The organism is Saccharicrinis sp. GN24d3 (assembly GCF_052400645.1).
GTDB lineage: Bacteria > Bacteroidota > Bacteroidia > Bacteroidales > Marinilabiliaceae > Saccharicrinis.
Genome location: NZ_JBQTGI010000015.1, coordinates 61,122 through 79,748, shown reverse-complemented (window position 1 = coordinate 79,748; position 18,627 = coordinate 61,122). Strand labels below are relative to the sequence as shown.

The following is an 18,627-nucleotide window of genomic DNA, read 5'->3' as shown; positions in this document are numbered from 1 at the left end:
CCCTCCATTCACCTATTGCTTTTTAATTTAATGTAGTATTTTTCGCAGCCAACCCTAAGCAAAGGAAGAACTTAATATTAAGTAAGACAATGAAGACCCAGAGTGAAAAAGAGCGGTTAGAAGATTGTACAAACGGTCATGTGGATTGGAAGAAGTGGGGTCCCTACTTAAGTGAACGTCAATGGGGAACAGTCAGGGAAGATGACGGAAGACACGACAATCCCTGGATTTCATTCTCGCACGATCAATCCCGCTCGCGAGTATATAGATACGGTGAAGATGGAATAGCCGGAATTAGCGATGATAAGCAACAATTGTGTTTTGCATTGTCGTTATGGAATAAGAAAGATCCTATTTTAAAAGAACGCCTTTTCGGGTTGACCGGACCCAAAGGTAATCATGGCGAAGATGTTAAGGAATATTACTTTTATTTAGACTCTTCGCCAACGCACTCGTACATGAAATATTTGTACAAATACCCTTTAGAGGAATTTCCTTATCTAGATTTGGTAGATACCAACGCAGCTCGCACCAATAAGGACTTTGAATATGAGCTGCTGGATACGGATGCTTTCAAGGATAATAATTACCTGGACGTTTTTGTAGAATATGCTAAAAAATCTCCTGGTAATATACTGATAAAAATAACCGCACATAACCGAAGCAAGGAAGATGCCAGCGTGGTGCTGTTACCCACCTTGTGGTTTCGTAACACCTGGTGGAACTATAAAACTACGGAGCCGTTGATTTCGCTTTTGGATGATAATTCCATCATTGCCAAGAACGATACCTTGGGTGAGTATGTGTTAAGCTCCGAATTGTCGCCGCTTTGGTTGTTTGCCAATAATGAAGACAATAATGAGCGTCTTTATAACACACCCAACGAATCGCCATATGTTAAGGATGCATTTAACGAATTTATTGTAAACAACGTTAGCGAGGCCGTCAACCCGGAGCATAAAGGAACCAAGGCCGGCGCCATGTACGATGTAAATATTCCGGCAGGAGGTAGCGTGGAAATAAAGATGAGACTCAAGGCGGGAAACACGCCGAAGTATAGCTTTAGTAAGTTTGACGATAAGTTTGATCTCCGCAAGAAAGAAAACGAGGAATTCTATCAGGAAATATATCCACCAGACACATCTGATGACGAAAAAAGGATCATCAGGCAGGCATTGGCCGGAATGCTCTGGACCAAACAATATTACGAATTTGACGTATCAGAGTGGCTGAACGAATACCAGGGAGGGCCTCGACGTCATTTGCGTAACAACGATTGGGAACATCTTAAAAATAGTGACATTATTAGCATGCCCGACAAATGGGAATATCCGTGGTACGCGGTTTGGGATCTTGCATTTCATACTTTGCCATTAACCATGGTGGACCCGCAATTTGCAAAGAACCAGCTAACCCTGTTTTTGCAGAAAAATTATCAGCATCCTAATGGACAGATCCCCGCATATGAATGGAGTTTTAACGATGTTAATCCGCCGGTTCATGCTTTTGCCGTAATTACACTCTATAAAAACAGTAAGCAGATGCAGGGATTTATAGACAAGGAATTTCTGAAAAACTGCTTTGATGGACTGGATAGGAATTTCCATTGGTGGATCAATCACAAAGATCCTAGGTCTACTAATGCTTTTCAAGGAGGATTTTTGGGGCTCGATAATATAGGTGTTTTTGATCGAAGCCATACATTGCCTACGGGTGGGCATATAGAACAATCAGACGGTAATGCGTGGATGGCTCTTTATTCTCAGAATATGTTAGAGATCTGTCTTGAACTGGTACATTTAGGTTATAACGAGTACAGGGAGAAGGCGGTCGACTATTACAATCATTTTCTGGAGATTGCTTCTGCAATGGATAAAATTGGAGACAACAATGACGAGATGTGGGATGAGGAAGACCAGTTTTTTTATGATGTGTTGCGTTTCCCCGATGGAAGTGCTACAAGATTAAAGGTGCGCTCGCTGGTTGGATTACTGCCTATGTGCGCCGCAACGGTTCTGGAGCCCGATCATTTAGAGATGTTGCCGTCTATTGCAAAGGAACACAAGTATATGATTACCAGAACTAAAAGGCTGTCTAAAAACATAGCTAATCCGTTGCTAAAGGGTAAACATAACCGAAGGCTTCTAGGTGTATTAAATGAAGATAAATTAAGGAGTGTACTTAAGGTTATGCTCGACGAAAACGAATTTTTAAGTGACTATGGCATTCGTTCCTTATCGAAATACCATGAAGAAAACCCTTATGTGTTTACCTGGAACGATGAAGAATTTACGGTAAAATATGTGCCTGGAGAATCAGACAGTACCATGTTTGGTGGTAATTCCAATTGGCGCGGTCCCATCTGGTTTCCTGCAAACACTGTAATTATAAGGGCTTTGTATCAGCAATATGCTTTTTATGGCGACGAGTTTAAGGTAGAATGCCCAACCGGATCGGGAAATATGATGACCTTGATTGAGATAGCCCAGGAAATTATCAAACGTCTGGAACGTATCTTCTTAAAAGATGAAAAAGGATACCGTCCCGTTTACGGTTGGTACAAAGAGTTTCAGGAAGACGAACACTGGGAAAATAACTTGTTGTTTTATGAATATTTCCATGGTGATAATGGAGCAGGGATAGGTGCAAGCCATCAGACGGGTTGGACTGGAATGATTGCCTATTTGATGGTGATGTTTAGAACAACCAATTTTAGCAAATTAATGGAAAAATCGCACTGGGATAATGAAACCCAGTATAAAAAAGAGGTAGAATAATATATGAGGGTGTTCTCTAAAAACAACATAGAGGACACCCTTTTCTTTTAACCCGGATTATGTGTTTTCGAATGCAAAAAGGTTTGGTTGTTGAAATTTATGAACCTGAAACGGGGACTAACCTTGCGGACAAATCTGGGTCTTTCATATCCGGATCGAGCGGGAACATGGGGCGGTTAATTCGTTTATACCCCAATCTATCCAAATCCTGATCTACGCCACCGGGTGTTAGCGCCATCAACCAATCGCCTCTCATATTATAGAGTTCAGGGACCAGATAGCCAATTTTCACCACAACGATATCCGCTTCTCGGGGAGTAAGATCCAAGTTTGTGAAATCAGCTTCGTGGTGATATGGTTTACGCTTGTTGGTTACGATCACATATACATTGCCCACTTTTACAACCACTTCGGTTTGGGCATGCTTATCTCCTTGTCTGATAGCGGTTATTTCGCCAGAGAGTTTAATCGGCGGGCAATACCTATCGTCTACCATTGCTCCTACATTTGCAGTTATTTTTGCACCAACACCTAAACCTATAGCTTTCTCAGTTAATTCCGGCCCCGGAATAGAGGCGTAAATAAGAGATGGACCGTCTTTTTTCTTGAATTCAGGTCGGTTTAATATCTCGTTCAATGTCCAGGTAACATCACCGGCCCCTCCAGCAGTGGGGTTGTCGCCCATGTCGCTAATGATAAATGGTTTCTGGGTGCTCGTAACAGCTTGGTCCAGACACTGGTGCAATGGTGCCACAGGAGCCACAAAATCGAATTGTTTTCTGACTTCCCAAAAGCTTTCCGCTAGTTCCTCGGCACCTTTGGTAACGTTTTCTTTGTCGTCTCCAACCGTCATAACCACAGCTTGGTTTCGAGGTTCGTCGGCCCAGGCGTATCCTACCCAAACGGCTGCATCAACCACGCCTTTCTGATTTGCGATTGGGGCTACCTTGGCGTATAAACTTTTACCAGGTTCAATGCGCGTGCTTGTTTTTTCTCCCGGTAATAATATGGGAACGGGAATCCAGGCTTTGTAGGCTGGTTTCCCAAGCCCATTTTCTAATCTATATAGCAAATTATCAACGGCTCTTTTCTTCGATTCCATGGCATCTTCGTGCGGTGCCATGCGATAACAAGTCATTAAATCGGTGTTTTTAGCCAAGCGCCACGATACATTTCCATGTAAATCCATACAGGTAGATATTATGGTTTTGTAACCCACAACGCCTCTTATACGTTCAATAAAGTCGCCCTCGGGATCGTCTATTCCGACCACACTCATGGCGCCGTGAATATCTAAAAACAGGCCATCGTAGGGCATGTTTTCGCTCAGTATATTTAGGGTCCGGGATACCAGGGATTCATAGGCTTCTTTTGTGACAATGCCACCGGGTAGTGCTTTCCCCCTGAGTGTTGGAAACCAATGTGCCCTTTTGCGATTGGATGAATCCTGAGAGAAGAAAGGATAGTAGGCAAATATCTCATCTTTGATTTGTGCATGAAACGCCTCTTCTTGGGTCTGTGCAGGGGAAAACGTACTGGACTCTATGGCAATACCCGCAATAGCGATTCGAGGCAGTTGCTCAGCAGTTTTTTGGTGGCAGGAAACTATTGTAAAAGCTAACGCTAATAGTGTAAAATAATTTTTAATCATGGGCTGAAATTTCATTTCCTGCCAATATATAAAAGTCTTAATAAAGGATAAGTCTATGTGGAGTCAGATATCGTTTCAGCACAAAATTTTCATCTTTTGGCGTAAAAGTAATTATATGAATCATCCCTCGTTTAGTGTAGCAATAATATCGGCCTTGAATTTATCCAGGTCAATCATCACCACTTCTTTGTTTAATGGCTGTTTGAGTGCACTATCTAAAATCTGACTTTGTTTTCCGTATGCAGAGCATCCCTTGCACATAGATGTATGCATGGCCAGCTGCAAATTCTCCATAAAACTTAATGGATGATCTAACTTCTTCTCAACCAATACTGTTGCCTTTAGGCACGACAACATTATTAAATGCATTAATTTTTTCATTTCGTCTGTCTGTATATATTCCCAACAATAGGCAGTTTTATTCTGCTATAAACCAATTTTTTTCGATACATGCGCGGAGTTGAAGCTTTGCCCTGTGAATCATTTGCCAATAATTGGACGATGTAATCCCTAACTCCTTACAAATCTCTACCCCTTTTTTTTGAATCAGGTATTTAAGCTTGACCGTAGCGCTCCATTTTTCGGGTAAAGCGTCCATGCATTTTTTCAATACTCCCAAAAACTCCTGGTTATCCAATAAATGACCTTCATCCTGGTTCCATTCTTTAGGTCTGCTCTCGTTTTTCCAAGTCCCATCTTTGTTAAAAAAGTTGGATAAGAATGAACCATCGAAGGGAATATGGGCCTTCGATTTTTTTCGATAAAAGTCAACTATTTTATTGTTTAAGATGGAGAAAAGCCATGTCTTTACGGAGCTTTTGCGTTGAAAGGAATCTATTTTTTCAACTGCTACCACAAAGGTGTCCTGTACAAGATCTTGAGCCATTTCGGCATTTGATGTTTTGTGGTATGCCCAATCATATAAATCGGAAGTGTACTTTTCAACCCATTCAATTATCTCAGAATTTGCCATATGGAATTAAAATATTAATTGCTAACAATATAATAATAAGCTGTCATATTTTTTATGTTGTGCGCATGAAAAAAAATAATGAAGTGGATACTTTGGTTTATACAGGGTACAACTAACTATCTATCAGACAACCAAACGAGCAATGTGGCCTAAGGTTCGCGAGTGTTGCTTTTTTACTATATTTGCGCAAATTATCATGTGAGATAAATTTTACAACTTAATTCCCCTGCCTTACAGAATGACTAGGGAAACAAGCAATTAAGTTAAAACAATAACCAGAATTAATCGAACGCAACTATATGCAACAGGCATATAGAAATAACGTAAATTGTATGAAGGCATTTGTATTTCCTGGGCAAGGTGCCCAGTTTGTTGGTATGGGAAAAGACCTATACGAAAATTCAGAAGAAGCTAAAGCGCTTTTTGAGAAGGCGAACGAAATCTTGGGTTTCAGAATTACTGATTTAATGTTTGAAGGTACCGACGAAGACCTGAAACAAACCAAAGTTACTCAGCCTGCTATATTTTTACACTCTGTTTTGCTAGCTAAAACAATGGGTAGCGATTTTAAACCGGAAATGACTGCAGGTCACTCACTGGGTGAGTTTAGCGCGCTTGTAGCTGCGGGCGCCATGTCGTTTGAGGATGGTTTAAAATTGGTTTCTCAGCGTGCACTGGCTATGCAAAAAGCTTGCGAAGCAGAGCCTTCAACAATGGCTGCTATTGTAGGATTGGAAGATGCTATTGTTGAGGAGGTGTGCGGAAGCATCGATGAGATTGTTGTTGCTGCCAATTACAACTGTCCGGGTCAATTGGTTATTTCCGGTTCGTTTGCAGGAATTGACAAGGCCTGTGAGGTGTTGACAGAAAAAGGAGCCAAAAGAGCTATCAAACTTCCGGTGGGGGGCGCTTTTCACTCTCCATTGATGGAGCCTGCGCGCACTGAGTTAGCCGCCGCTATTGAAGCAACAGAGTTCAACGCTCCTGTTTGCCCGGTTTATCAAAATGTAAGCGCAACGCCGTTTACCGACCCTGCCCAAATTAAAGAAAACCTGGTGGCTCAGTTGACAGCCCCGGTTAAATGGACGCAAACGGTTCAGAACATGATTGCCGACGGAGCTACATCGTTTACTGAAGTTGGTCCTGGTAAAGTATTGCAAGGATTGGTTAAAAAGGTGGACCGAAAAATGGAGGTTGCAGGAGTCAGCAGCTTATAAGAGATTAAACGGATAACCTTATAAAATTAAAAAAACCGAAAGTACAGATGTGCTTTCGGTTTTTTTTACTGGATAATTAAACCCGCCATATGCATTAGGAAATCCCAGCCTGCAGGCTGGCACGCATTATACCCTGAAATTGCTTCAAAACAAGATGTTTTGCTGCTTCAGGACCGTGTTCTATTTTATGGTTTGGATAATGGAACAAATACTAAGCACTAATTCACAATCTCGTCAATACTCACCTTCTTTTTGGTGTGGTCGTCATCGTAATCAAATAACATATTGCCATTAGTGCTGAGAGTTAAGGAATTGAGGTTATACCAAACAATTGCTTTTCCTACGGATACACCATTTAAAAATTTAAGTTGGTATTCATCCGTATCGGTCTCCACAATTTGCATATTGCTATTGTTCTTGATACGCATGGAGAAAAGAGAAACGTTTTTACCTTTATAAGTTTCCACTTGTACTATACCACCTTTGTTGGCAACAAACTGCATACTCAATAAACCTTTGTACACATCAGGGTTTTCTTTTCTGAAACCGGGGTTGTTTTTCTGAAGCAGGTTACGAACTGTTAATCCTGACATACTCCCACCGTTTTGAGATAGCAGTTTAATGGCGGCAAACAAGCTGGCCATATGTCGGTTTACATTAGCAATTTTATAATTATTAAGGTACGATTCTAATTGATCTTCGGCGCTGTATGTGGCACTCGATAGGGTGATAGGTACATCTTTGGTAAGTCCTTCCACCTCTCCGACGATACCCCGAACAACTACTTCGTTTTTGGAATCTACCGTGATTTTTGAGGCAAAACGAACCTTATCGGTGGGGAAAGATAGCAAATCAATCTTAGTGCCATCAGGACGATATTTGCCGTAAAAAGCCAGCTTTTTGCCTTCCGGCACTTCAAAGTTGATGTTCTCGGTTAGGATGGGTTGCCCACGGGTTGATAATCCAAGAATCAGGTGTGCCGGTGTTTCGCTTGCGCACAGTCTGCGCTGATTCATATTAAGGGAGCCGGCATAGTTTATTAAAGCATAAACGTTGCCTTGCTTACCTACATTAAAAGCCTGGGTAAAACCATAATCGGAGCATTGAAGGGGCTGGAACCACTCCAATTTCCCTTTTTCACTATAGGTCGCAAACCATAAATCCCGGGTTTCCGAAGCTGCACGATAGCTTCTGTCTCCAATGTTCACTTGGTCAGAAAACCATCCTGAGACAATATATTTCCCATTATCCGACATTTTACGGTCGCTAATAAAAATTTTGCCCTCGTTGTTTTTTTCGACCGATTTAGCAATCATCTGCCAGATATTTCCCATCTGGTTATTGTTGTTGATTTTAATAGCCAACGGTTTGTAGCCTTCATACTCAGGCATTACGGAACCTATAGGAGCATTGATGTAGGTGGGGTCGCAAATGGTATAGGTTTGACCCGCAACGTCAAAATTGTAACCTTCAACGGGGTGGGTAAATGAAACGGCCGCTGCCATATGACTAAAATAAGTTAAGGCCACCACATCTAATCCCAACAAATCATTGACCAACCGGGTAAACAATACAGTTCTGTCTTCGCAATCGGAATACGGATAATAGAAAATCTCATCGGGGAAAAACATTTTTTCTTTCCCAAACTGGTCGCGGTCGGTTTTGTATTCAAACGAATTGTGCAGATAGTTTAATAGATAAGTCACTGCTTCAGTTTCAGTCAGCCCATTGATGCGAGGTTGGATGTATTCGTACAAGTCATCCTTCACAGAACCCGACATGGCGGCATTTAAATAAACGATATTGTCCGTTTGCGGATAACTGGCCAAAAATGCCATTGTGGTTTTATCCATTTGAAGTTTTAGAGATTCATTCTCTTTGGGTAATTTGGTGGTTTTGGTAACGGTATTTGAATTTTCTGTAAAATTTAAGCTGTAAGGCAAGTGCAGGTCAATTTTTTTAGCGGCACCGTCAAAGTTATCCTCGTAGGTAAAAATATTTTTCTTGCCCAACTTATCGTCTATCAGGTAGTAGTTGGTTCCTGCAATGCTGTAATAAGGTTTCTCGAATACTTGCTGCATAAAAGGTAACATCAAACATACGGTGCTACCGCTGTAGCCAATTTTGGCCTGGTAGCCTGCCTGGTTGAGCATAGCCCACTTCCACATATCCTGGTTGTTGGCCGAAGTAAACAGTTTTTTTGAAGATTTGTCTATCAGTTGATAAATACCCCAGTCGTTTAGGTTGGTTTTCTGGGCATAGTTTACCAAGGATTCAATGTAGATTTGATAGTGAGTGGCAGTAAAGTCGTCCCAATAACTCGCAAAGTCCTTGGGTTTAACGGAGGAAAGGTTGAGGTTCTGGGTTCTTTTGTCCACATATAAATTTACCATGCTTCCGAAAAAATCCACCGTCAAAGCTTGTTTATATTCGTCCATCCCTTCCGGGGTGGCAACGATGGGGGCAATGGAATAGGCTGGGGCATCTTCTAAAACTACTTTTGGTGCAACAGGCGCTGGCACTTTTTTGAATGGGGTGGGTGTTTTTACTGTGCTGGTTGGTTCAAACTTTGGTTGATCAACAGGTTTAGGGACCTCAACGGGTTTTACTTCCTTTTCTGTTTGTTCTACTTCCTTAAACCCTCGTTTCAAGTAGCTCTCAAAGGCCGTATTCATCCTCTTTATTTTGGATTCGTACTCCTTTTGCATGCGTTCCATTTTCCGTGCATAATCCTGCTCCATACGCTGCATCCTGGCCTCGTATGCTTTGTTCATGCGCTCAAAAGGATCTTTTTCTGTAGTTTGTGCATAGGTGCATGTGGCTATAAATATTGCTGCAATAGTTAAGATAAGAAAACTCTTCATTGTCTTATTTTTTAGTTTGTAGCTTTAGTTTTATTTTTTGCATAAAGATATCGGGAAAATGCATAAAACAAAAAGTGTTCCGTAAATCTAATCCTAATTTTACGGACATATTGTGATATGCTCCAAATCGAAGAAAAGTATAATGTTTTTCGATTGTAATCGAATAGACACTTAAATGAAGTCTAATGACAATTTTAGGATAATACTTTCGGAATGAAATCGGGAATGATAATCTATTTGAAATAGATGAAAGTATAGGCTATGATATCTCGAAGGATACAAAAGAAGGTTTCGGCTGACATCTTTAAAAGGAAACTATCGTTGTGAATCCTGATCATTATTATGAGTATTGGATGCAACAGGTAGAAGCGTACAAATAAACTCTATTATATTGGAGATATGGACGTTTTTTGCAAAGACTAATCAAATTTTGTCCACATAAATCAATATCATCACCCAAAGATAAAAGGAATTAAAGTAAACAAACATCTTTCTAAGGTGAGATGAATGCCCCTCTTTGTTGGCTTTTAAAGTGATGTGCAATGACCAAACCATCATAGCGATGCATGATACGGTCAGCGGCCAAACAATACCTTGGTGGCCTACCAGTTCGAAGACAGGAAGAAACAGAGCTGAAATATAAGTGGCCAGAAACCAGATTAAGTTAATTCTGACCACCTGCTTTTTAGATAAGACATCAGTAATTACCGGAAAGCCCGCCTTTTTATATTGTTCTTTATATTTAAGCACCAATAGCCAAAAGTGAGGCATCTGTCCAAGAAAAAAGAAAAAGGCCACGAAGTGAATTCGGGCATCAATTATTGAGCCACCTGCCGCAACCCATCCTGCAATAGGAGGAATAGCACCAACAATAGCCCCCGGAAATACCGAGAAAGCACTGCGTGTTTTCATAGGGGTATAAATGACATTATACCAGAACAGCCCAATCCATCCCCAAAGTACGGCTTGCCACCCAAAAAAATACAAACACCATGTGCCGGCTGCCGTAAACAGAAGGATGATGGCGATGGCAAGGTTCTTGGTCATTGTTCCAGCGGGCAAAGGTCTATTCTGAGTGCGGGCCATCTTGGCATCCCGCGGAATTTCTTGCAATTGATTAATGGCTGATGCTCCGGCAGAAAGAAAAAATATCCCCAATGCTGCCAAAAGTCCGTCCCACGAAAGTCGCTCGTCAAATAAAACATATCCGGCATAGGCAGTAAGCGCTATGGGAACGGATATGGAGAATTTCCCAAATGTTCGTATTGCTTTAAAATTAACCATGATTCAAGAATTAATTGAACTGCCATGCAAATCAGCCATGCCACTTTTTTAAAGGAAGTGCTATGCGCAATGCGTAGGCCAGGTCTCCTTATGTATTTCTTTTTTAACCGATCACTATTAATTACTCGATAATGACTCAAAGTATTGGATGAGTTGCGTTATCTCATCTTCCGATACCTGGTCTTTATAGGATATCATCAAACCTTTGTCATACCCTTTTACTACTTCGACATTGGGATCATAAATTGAACGCCGGATGTAATCTTCGTCGGCTTGTATCTCTATCTCCTGCCCATCTTTTATTACAATTCTGGATCTGCCCAATATGTTTTTATAGGATGGTCCAACCAACTTAGAACCGTCGGATGTGTGGCAAGCATTACAACCATATTTTCTTAAAATACCTTGTGCGGCTATACGCATGGCGGTTTCTGGATTTATGTTAGCAATTGCAGCTGAATCTACCTTATTCCATTCCTCAAATTCCTTTTGTGGCATCACTATGACCACCGATTTCATATATGAATGTCTTAGTCCGCAATATTCGGCACAAAATATTTCATACTCACCCTCCTTTCCTGATTCAAACCAAACTATGTCTTCTTTACCCGGAACCATATCTTGCTTTAGCCTGAAAGCCGGGATGTATAAGCTGTGAAGTACGTCTTGTGCGATTAAATCCAGCTTAACGGCCTTGTTTTTTGGTACAAATAGTGTATCCGTAATCTTTCCGTTTTCATACTGGAAAGAAAAGCTCCACATGCGGGCGATTGTTTTAATAGGTATCGCATCTTCTGGTGCATCCTTCTGGAAACGCCAACCCGACCAGCCATAATAAAACATAATCACAACTAGAATAGTTGGGATCACAGTCCATACGACCTCTAGCGTGTTGTTTCCCTCAATTTGGGTAGCTACGGCATTTTTACTTTTTCTGTACCGGATAATATAATATACCATCACGATAGTAATACCCAACAGAAAAAACAACGAGATACCAAAAATAAAAACAAAGGTAGAATCTACCTGTTCAACAAAGTTAGAGGCGTTATTTGTATTCGTTTCAATCATAGCTAGCGGAAATTATAGTCCAGGAATGTGATTAAAATGACCAGTCCCACCAATATAAAAATGGCAGGAACAAAAATTTGCAATATTTTATTGTCAAATTTCAGGTGCATAAAATATATCAATACCAATATTGATTTAATAGATGCCAATAGTAACGCAACAAATACTGTTAATTTGCCGAATTCTATTTGTGTTACGGCAACGGAAATTAACGTGAGGGTAATTAATGCCGCAAGTACCTTAAGGTATACTTTATATGGGACGATATGTGAATCACTATGTTTATCCATGCCTTAAAAATTTATGTGAGGAGGTAAAATAATGGGAAAAGGAAAATCCATATCAAGTCAACCAGGTGCCAGTATAAGCCCGAGTTGTCAAGTAAAACCGGGTTGTCATCCGTTAAGGTATTGTTATTTACTCTAACAAAAACAATGGTGATAAGAATAATCCCAACCAGGATGTGTAATGCGTGAAGTCCGGTCATAAAAAAGTATAAACCGAAAAATAAAGTATCACCATTACCCAGCCCTTGAAGCGTCTCGCTGCTGGGGAAAAAACCATGTTCAAATTTACCTTTCCACTCAAAGTACTTGTTGACCATAAAAAAAAGAGCCATCAGTAGTGTAACCATCAATAATCCTAATGTGAGCTTTTTGTTTTTCAGACGTATGGCCGAGCTGGCCATAGCAATGGTGGCACTACTCACCAGCAGGATAATGGTATTAATGCTTCCAACGGTAATGCTTAATTGTTGGGCTGCCAAATGGAAGGCCTGTGGATTTAAATAACGGTACACCCCGTAAACGATAAATAAACCTGCAAAAAGTAGTAGTTCGGTAAAAATAAATAACCACATCCCAAGTTTGGAGGCCTCGTCGTCGCGGTGAACATGCTGAATTGTTGCGCTTGTATCCATAGTTTAGTTTTTAGCTGTAATCGTAAGGGCCTTTTTTTACCACTGGTATTTCTTCAAAATTCTCTAGAGTAGGGGGAGATTCAACAGTCCATTCCAGGGTTCGCCCTCCCCAAGGATTTTTTGTGGCAATAGCACCATTTTTAGCGGAACGAACTAAATTGTAGAGAATAATCATCAATCCGATAAAAAGCACCCAGGACCCAATGGTAGAAACAATGTTAGGCCCATGAAAGCGTTCCACATAGTCGTAATAACGGCGTGGCATACCAGTCATCCCTAAAAAGAACATGGGGAGATAGAGTGTGCAAAATCCAATAAAGAAGAATAACCATCCTGTTGTGGCCAGCCGGTTGTTATACATGCGTCCCCAAATTTTGGGAAACCAGTAATGGATAGCGCCCATGAAAGCGAAACCAACACCCCCAAATACGATAAAGTGGAAATGAGCTACTACAAAGGCTGTATCGTGCAAGTGAACGTTTAGCGAAAGAGCTCCCAAGGCCAATCCCGACAATCCACCAATCATAAAAACAAACAAAAAGGATGCGGCCCAAAAAAACGGAGGTTCCAATTGAATAGAGGCCTTGTGCAATGTGCTTACCCAGTTAAAAACTTTGATGGCACTTGGTATTGCAACAATAAATGTCAGCAGTGAAAAGGCGTACAATGCTGTTCCGCTCATGCCGGAAGTAAACATGTGATGGCCCCATACAAAGTACCCCACAAAAGCAATGGCCAAGGTTGAAAATACAATGGCTTTATATCCAAATATTGATTTATTGGCAAAGGTGGGAATGATTTCGGAAATGGCGCCCATGGCGGGTAATATCATTATGTAAACAGCAGGGTGCGAGTAGATCCAAAATAAATGTTGGTACAAGATAGGGTCTCCACCTAAGGCAGGGTCAAAAAAACCGATGTTCAAAACTCTTTCTCCAACAATCATTAGTAACGTAATACCTACTATCGGAGTGGCCAATATCTGTATCCAAGCTGTTCCGTATAATGTCCAGGGAAACAAAGGCATCTTAAACCAGGTCATACCGGGCGCTCTAAGCCGGTGGATAGTTACAATAAAGTTGATTCCTGTTAATATGGATGAGAAACCCAGTATGAAAGCTCCCAGGACAGCAGGTAACATATTGGTGTTGGTTTTAAAACTATATGGAGCATAAAAAGTCCAGCCCGTGTCAGGAGGTCCGCCAGCCATAAATAATGAGGACAAAGCAATAATGGCACCTAAGACATATACCCACCACGACAATAGGTTGAGTTTGGGAAAAGCCACATCCTTAGCGCCAATCATTATGGGCAGAAGGAAGTTGCCAAATATAGCCGGTAGTCCCGGTATCACCACCAAAAATATCATGATGACACCATGCAGGGTGAAAACGGCATTATAAGTTGCCGGGTCCATTACTGTTTTCCCTGGTGCCAGCAACTCCAATTTCATAGCTATGCCAAGCAGAACTCCAGTAAGAAAAAAGGAGATAATGGAATATAGATAAAGTAATCCTATTCGTTTATGGTCGGTAGAAAATATCCAGGCGAACAGCCCTTTGTATTTACCTTTCTCGTCCCTAAAGCTAACATAAGTTTGGTTCAATTCTTCTTGTGACATATGTGGCGTGAATTAAGTTGTTCTTCTTTTAGGTTTAACGGTTAGTACAAAAAGCACCAGTCCGGCTATAACAATTATTAGTATCCCAGCCATTTTGGTAATGTTCAGCACGTACGATTGTCCCACCGGGTCGTAACTGTAACAAAACTGTAATATACGGTTGACCGTTGGTCCCGGGATGCCTTTGGAGGCTTCGATAACCGCTAGCTTAAGCTCGAAAGGAAGAAAATAGGTGCCGTTCAGATAGCGTGTTATTTTACCCTCCGGACTTAGCAAGACTAATCCGGCGGTATGAATAAAATCATTACCGGTTCTTTTGTAAGAAAACCCGGTAGCGTTGGTCAGCTTGGCCACATTGGCGCTGTCAGCTGTAAAGAATAGCCATCCATTCTCGAATCCATCTTTCTCAACGGTCAAAGAATAGTTGTTGCGTTTCTTTTTGGCCAACACATGGTCTTCTTTGTAGTCAAAACTTACGGTAATTATTTGGTAATCTTCCCCCAGATCCATGTCAGATAGATTTACTACTTCGGCAATTCCATCCATTAAAGGAGTGCAAACGCCCGGGCATCTATAATAAACAAAGTTTAAAACCGTGGGTTTATCTTTGACAATGGAGCTTAACAATACCGTGTCTCCTTCAATATTGATGACTTCAATATCGTTTGGAATATATTCATCCAAGTGTTCGATTACGCCGATTTTTTTGATCTCTTCCGCTTGGGAGGGTAGAAGAGTACACAGCAATAGGCATAGAATGATAAGGTGCTTCATACTTTATTCTTTAAAAATTGTAAAATATTACATACCCTATTGCCTTCGTGCGTTTAAATTAGTTTTAGGATGGCAGTATGTGAGATTAAGGCAACAAAGCGTGATTCTTTTTCACTTACCTTAACAACAAAGTTCGGATAATGTTTAGTTTTATATGAATGCCTAATCATTTTACAATCCAATCCATTATGATGAAAAAATAGCCTGCTTAAACTAAACAGGCTACATCGATCTAATTCTATACTTTTTAAGGCGCTACTACTTAATTTTTTCCAGTAATGATTTGTTGCTTCTCGGTTTTCTGGCGTGAAGTGTAGTCTCGCGTTTAAGCTTTTTCTCAGCACGTCTTTCCTTTAATGATTTCTGGGCATTCTTCTTTTTCTTGCCATCGTGAAGCGATCTATCGTGTGACATAAGCAGATGTTTAAATTAAATATTAGGAATTACCTTCATATACAAATTTAAGATAGTGGTATGCTGATGTCAAGACTGTTATGTTAAAATAAGAAAGATATTATTGTTTGTTGATGGATATTCTCATGTATAAAACACAATATTTTAATATATGAAGATATTAGCTGGGCTTGAGGGTTACTAATGTCCTACTTTCTGTTGGGTTCAGCTTTTAAGGGATTTTCCGGCCACTTATGCTTGGGGTATCTTGCCTTTAATTCCTTTTTTACTTCAAAATAAGCATGGTTCCAAAAACTGTTAAGGTCCGAAGTTATTTGAACGGGTTTATAGCCAGGGGATAAAAGGTGCATCAGTAAACCTATCTTGCCCCTGTTAACGGTTGGTGTTTCTTGCCATCCGAAAATCTCTTGCAATCGAACGGCTAAAACGGGAGCTTCCCCATTGGCATGGTATTGTATTTTTATTTTTGAACCTGTGGGGACTTGTATTGATTCAGGAGCTAATGCATCTATTAGTTGCTGTTGTTTAAAATCCAGGTGATGTTGAAGCACGGATTTTAAACCCATCTTTTTTAGATCTTCCGGCCTTTTTATTTGGGTTAGATAAGGGCCAAGCCATTCTTTGTTGTCTTCAAGTAAAGATGATGTACTCACATCAGGCCAATTATCAGATGGATTCCATTTTCGAAGGCTTAAAACCCTGTTTTGCCATTGTGTTACGTCTGTGTTCCAATCCAACAGGTGCGCTCCTTCTTTGGCAATAGCTTTTGAGATAGCCGAAATCTTCTGTTCTTCATCAAATTCTTGCAGCGGTTTGGATTGTAGTACAATATGTCCAATGCATAAGTTCTTCTCCGCTATAAAACCGCCTCGCTTGGTGTCCCATTCTACCTGTTCCTTTTCTTTAACCAGAGGAGCCAGGTCTCTTGGGTTAAGCGGGGATGCCATAAATATTTTGCCAACGGCATCCCTCATATTTAGGTTTGCGATGGCCAGCCAGGGTTCATGCGCCAGGTCGTCTTTATGTCCCGCAGCGGCAATGGCACCATTGGCTAATTTAAATTGAGCATTATTGCCCGGTTTTGCATGGGCAATCCTTTCGGGATATGCATGTACCAAAAGTAAACCTGTTTCAAAAGGGTCAACAGAATTGTTGTCCACTTCAATGTTTAATAACTTTCGATATTGAGCAGCTATTTTTTCTATTCTGCTTAGTATTCTATTGGAGATGATTCCTTTTCTGCTTTTTCGCAAAGCTTCCACCCGCAGGTTGATGTCAACGCCGCTTTCTTTATCCAGAGGATCTCGCTCTTCCAAAATAGCCGCCAGATCAGTTGCCACATCTGCGAAGCCCTCCTCTTTGGCCATAAGCAACATATGTGCAATTCGCGGATGGCAGGGGAGAGAATTTATTTTTTCTCCATGTTTTGTAATTCTGCCATTTTCCAGGGCATCCAACTGATGCAGTAAATCCGTAGCTTGGAGGATGGCACCTTTAGGTGGAGGGGTTAACCAAATTAGCTCGTTAGGATCAGATATTCCCCAAGCAGCCAAATCCAGAACCAATGAAGCCAAATCGGCTTCCAAAATTTCCGGGGTTCGATGTTCTCTTAGTCTGTTTTGGGTGGCCTTGCTCCACATTCTGTAACACACCCCGGTTTCTAAACGGCCGGCCCTGCCTGTTCTCTGGTCGGCAGCGTCTTTGGTGATTTCAACAGTAACCAATTTTGAAAGTGCTGAGTTGGGATCAAACCTCATGGTTCGGCCAAACCCGGAATCAATCACCACTTTAACACCCTGGATGGTCAAGCTGGTTTCAGCAATGGAAGTGGCCAGGACTACCTTGCGTTTTCCGTTTTTATCCGGCATGATAGCCGCAAATTGTTTGTTGGGTGTAAGTTGACCGTATAACGGGTGAATGGCAATTTGGGAAAGACTCCTTTTTAAAATAGCTTCCGTTTTTCTGATCTCGGCTTCTCCAGGCAAAAATATAAGTACGTCCCCCTGCTCATTGTCAACCGCTTTTTTCGCCAATCGTGCGGTCAATTCTGGTAACATCATCAAATCGGCATCACCCTCGTATTTTATCTCAACCGGATATTGTCTTCCTTTGCTTTCTACAATTTCCGCTTCCAGCAAAGCCGATAGTTTAGGCAAATCCAAAGTGGCCGACATAATCATGATGCGCAAGTCGGGACGGAGAACTTGTTGTGATTCTCGCGCCAATGCCAGGGCCACGTCGGCAAATAAACTACGTTCGTGAAACTCGTCGAATATCACCATGCCAGCATTCTCAAGCGCATTGTCCGATTGAAGCATTCTTGTCAGAATTCCTTCGGTAACCACTTCCACCCTGACTTTGTCAGATACACAGTTGTCGAATCTGATTCTATAACCAATCGATTCGCCTACTTTCTCACCCAATAAATCGGCCATTCTTATGGCAATGGTTTTTGCAGCCAATCGCCGAGGTTCGAGCATGATTATTTTTTTGCCTTTCAGCCATTGTTCATTCATCAAAACCAATGGTAAAAGCGTACTCTTTCCCGCTCCCGCTGGTGCGTGAACTATCAATGTGTTTTCTTTGGATAGTCCCTTTTTTACATCTTCAATAATCTCAACAACCGGTAAACCGGTTTTTCTGGCATCAAAACTCAAGGCAATACATCTTTAAAAATGGAGTGCAAAGGTAAGGAAAAGTTGCTAGTTGATTGGCCAAAGGGCAATTGTTTAAAATATCTTCTGGAACAAGTCTAAATCATTGCCGCTAAAGGAGGATAAGAAGGTTGAATTGTTGCCTTTCGTTTCACCATCAATTAATCCTGTTCCATTCATCGTTTTCACATATCTGAATCAATTCTCATTTATCTAACAACTATTTACTAATTTAGCCGCCGATTTTTTTATTTTGAAGTACGTGTTTGTTAAAACAGGATTGTCTAATATTCCGTAGAAGCTGATGCTTCCGGGGTAAAACTTCACAATAAAATAATCCGGGATGTTGAAATACATGACAATTCATCGTGTTTAATTCAATAATCCTCATTATTTTCGCTGAAAATA

General features: G+C 41.0%; 14 protein-coding genes. 2 read left to right on the top strand and 12 right to left on the bottom strand.

Annotated elements, in window-relative coordinates:
- Positions 1-89: 89 nt before the first annotated feature.
- Positions 90-2,777, top strand: a complete 2,688-nt coding sequence (locus tag ACT29I_RS17710) for an MGH1-like glycoside hydrolase domain-containing protein (RefSeq protein ID WP_430934446.1) — start codon at positions 90-92, stop codon at positions 2,775-2,777.
- Positions 2,778-2,874: 97 nt separating this feature from the next.
- Here the strand turns inward: ACT29I_RS17710 and ACT29I_RS17705 are convergent, their stop codons facing one another.
- The 3 genes from ACT29I_RS17705 to ACT29I_RS17695 form a co-directional block, all read right to left on the bottom strand.
- Positions 2,875-4,428 (bottom strand): M81 family metallopeptidase, encoded by a 1,554-nt coding sequence (locus ACT29I_RS17705; protein ID WP_430934447.1) that lies wholly within the window; start codon positions 4,426-4,428, stop codon positions 2,875-2,877.
- 120 nt (positions 4,429-4,548) lie between these two features.
- Positions 4,549-4,809 (bottom strand): hypothetical protein, encoded by a 261-nt coding sequence (locus ACT29I_RS17700; protein ID WP_430934448.1) that lies wholly within the window; start codon positions 4,807-4,809, stop codon positions 4,549-4,551.
- A gap of 37 nt (positions 4,810-4,846) precedes the next feature.
- Positions 4,847-5,401 carry a sigma-70 family RNA polymerase sigma factor gene (locus tag ACT29I_RS17695; protein ID WP_430934449.1) on the bottom strand — a complete coding sequence of 185 codons (555 nt, stop codon included), beginning with the start codon at positions 5,399-5,401 and terminating at the stop codon, positions 4,847-4,849.
- A 332-nt stretch (positions 5,402-5,733) separates the two neighbouring features.
- Between ACT29I_RS17695 and fabD the strand changes: the two genes are divergently transcribed.
- Positions 5,734-6,618: an ACP S-malonyltransferase gene (gene fabD / locus ACT29I_RS17690; protein WP_430934450.1), complete on the top strand. Its 885-nt coding sequence runs from the start codon at positions 5,734-5,736 to the stop codon at positions 6,616-6,618.
- 218 nt (positions 6,619-6,836) lie between these two features.
- Here the strand turns inward: fabD and ACT29I_RS17685 are convergent, their stop codons facing one another.
- From ACT29I_RS17685 to hrpB, 9 genes are all read right to left on the bottom strand, one after another.
- Positions 6,837-9,482 (bottom strand): hypothetical protein, encoded by a 2,646-nt coding sequence (locus ACT29I_RS17685; protein ID WP_444794030.1) that lies wholly within the window; start codon positions 9,480-9,482, stop codon positions 6,837-6,839.
- A gap of 423 nt (positions 9,483-9,905) precedes the next feature.
- The gene (locus ACT29I_RS17680; RefSeq protein ID WP_430934452.1) at positions 9,906-10,766 is read right to left on the bottom strand and encodes a protoheme IX farnesyltransferase; all 861 of its coding nucleotides are present in this window, start codon (positions 10,764-10,766) and stop codon (positions 9,906-9,908) included.
- A gap of 117 nt (positions 10,767-10,883) precedes the next feature.
- Positions 10,884-11,837, bottom strand: coding sequence for a cytochrome c oxidase subunit II (coxB, locus tag ACT29I_RS17675; protein WP_444794029.1), 954 nt, complete (start codon positions 11,835-11,837; stop codon positions 10,884-10,886).
- 2 nt (positions 11,838-11,839) lie between these two features.
- Positions 11,840-12,127: a cytochrome C oxidase subunit IV family protein gene (locus tag ACT29I_RS17670; protein WP_430934454.1), complete on the bottom strand. Its 288-nt coding sequence runs from the start codon at positions 12,125-12,127 to the stop codon at positions 11,840-11,842.
- Positions 12,128-12,138: 11 nt separating this feature from the next.
- Positions 12,139-12,756, bottom strand: a complete 618-nt coding sequence (locus ACT29I_RS17665) for a cytochrome c oxidase subunit 3 family protein (RefSeq protein ID WP_430934455.1) — start codon at positions 12,754-12,756, stop codon at positions 12,139-12,141.
- Positions 12,757-12,766: 10 nt separating this feature from the next.
- Positions 12,767-14,377: a cytochrome c oxidase subunit I gene (locus tag ACT29I_RS17660; RefSeq protein WP_430934456.1), complete on the bottom strand. Its 1,611-nt coding sequence runs from the start codon at positions 14,375-14,377 to the stop codon at positions 12,767-12,769.
- Between the two features lie 12 nt (positions 14,378-14,389).
- On the bottom strand, positions 14,390-15,151 hold the full coding sequence (locus tag ACT29I_RS17655) for an SCO family protein (RefSeq protein ID WP_430934457.1): 762 nt from the start codon (positions 15,149-15,151) through the stop codon (positions 14,390-14,392).
- Positions 15,152-15,409: 258 nt separating this feature from the next.
- A complete protein-coding gene (locus ACT29I_RS17650; RefSeq protein ID WP_430934458.1) occupies positions 15,410-15,565 on the bottom strand; it encodes a hypothetical protein in 156 nt (51 codons plus the stop codon).
- Between the two features lie 188 nt (positions 15,566-15,753).
- Positions 15,754-18,222, bottom strand: coding sequence for an ATP-dependent helicase HrpB (gene hrpB / locus ACT29I_RS17645; RefSeq protein ID WP_430934459.1), 2,469 nt, complete (start codon positions 18,220-18,222; stop codon positions 15,754-15,756).
- Positions 18,223-18,627: the final 405 nt, after the last annotated feature.

What these genes read in the sequence shown, in the direction of transcription:
- ACT29I_RS17685 (WP_444794030.1), bottom strand. Translation starts at nt 9,482, where the DNA reads ATGAAGAGTTTTCTTATCTTAACTATTGCAGCAATATTTATAGCCACA.
- ACT29I_RS17680 (WP_430934452.1), bottom strand. Translation starts at nt 10,766, where the DNA reads ATGGTTAATTTTAAAGCAATACGAACATTTGGGAAATTCTCCATATCC.
- fabD (WP_430934450.1), top strand. Translation starts at nt 5,734, where the DNA reads ATGAAGGCATTTGTATTTCCTGGGCAAGGTGCCCAGTTTGTTGGTATG.
- ACT29I_RS17700 (WP_430934448.1), bottom strand. Translation starts at nt 4,809, where the DNA reads ATGAAAAAATTAATGCATTTAATAATGTTGTCGTGCCTAAAGGCAACA.
- ACT29I_RS17655 (WP_430934457.1), bottom strand. Translation starts at nt 15,151, where the DNA reads ATGAAGCACCTTATCATTCTATGCCTATTGCTGTGTACTCTTCTACCC.
- ACT29I_RS17695 (WP_430934449.1), bottom strand. Translation starts at nt 5,401, where the DNA reads ATGGCAAATTCTGAGATAATTGAATGGGTTGAAAAGTACACTTCCGAT.
- ACT29I_RS17710 (WP_430934446.1), top strand. Translation starts at nt 90, where the DNA reads ATGAAGACCCAGAGTGAAAAAGAGCGGTTAGAAGATTGTACAAACGGT.
- ACT29I_RS17660 (WP_430934456.1), bottom strand. Translation starts at nt 14,377, where the DNA reads ATGTCACAAGAAGAATTGAACCAAACTTATGTTAGCTTTAGGGACGAG.
- ACT29I_RS17650 (WP_430934458.1), bottom strand. Translation starts at nt 15,565, where the DNA reads ATGTCACACGATAGATCGCTTCACGATGGCAAGAAAAAGAAGAATGCC.
- ACT29I_RS17705 (WP_430934447.1), bottom strand. Translation starts at nt 4,428, where the DNA reads ATGATTAAAAATTATTTTACACTATTAGCGTTAGCTTTTACAATAGTT.
- coxB (WP_444794029.1), bottom strand. Translation starts at nt 11,837, where the DNA reads ATGATTGAAACGAATACAAATAACGCCTCTAACTTTGTTGAACAGGTA.
- ACT29I_RS17670 (WP_430934454.1), bottom strand. Translation starts at nt 12,127, where the DNA reads ATGGATAAACATAGTGATTCACATATCGTCCCATATAAAGTATACCTT.
- ACT29I_RS17665 (WP_430934455.1), bottom strand. Translation starts at nt 12,756, where the DNA reads ATGGATACAAGCGCAACAATTCAGCATGTTCACCGCGACGACGAGGCC.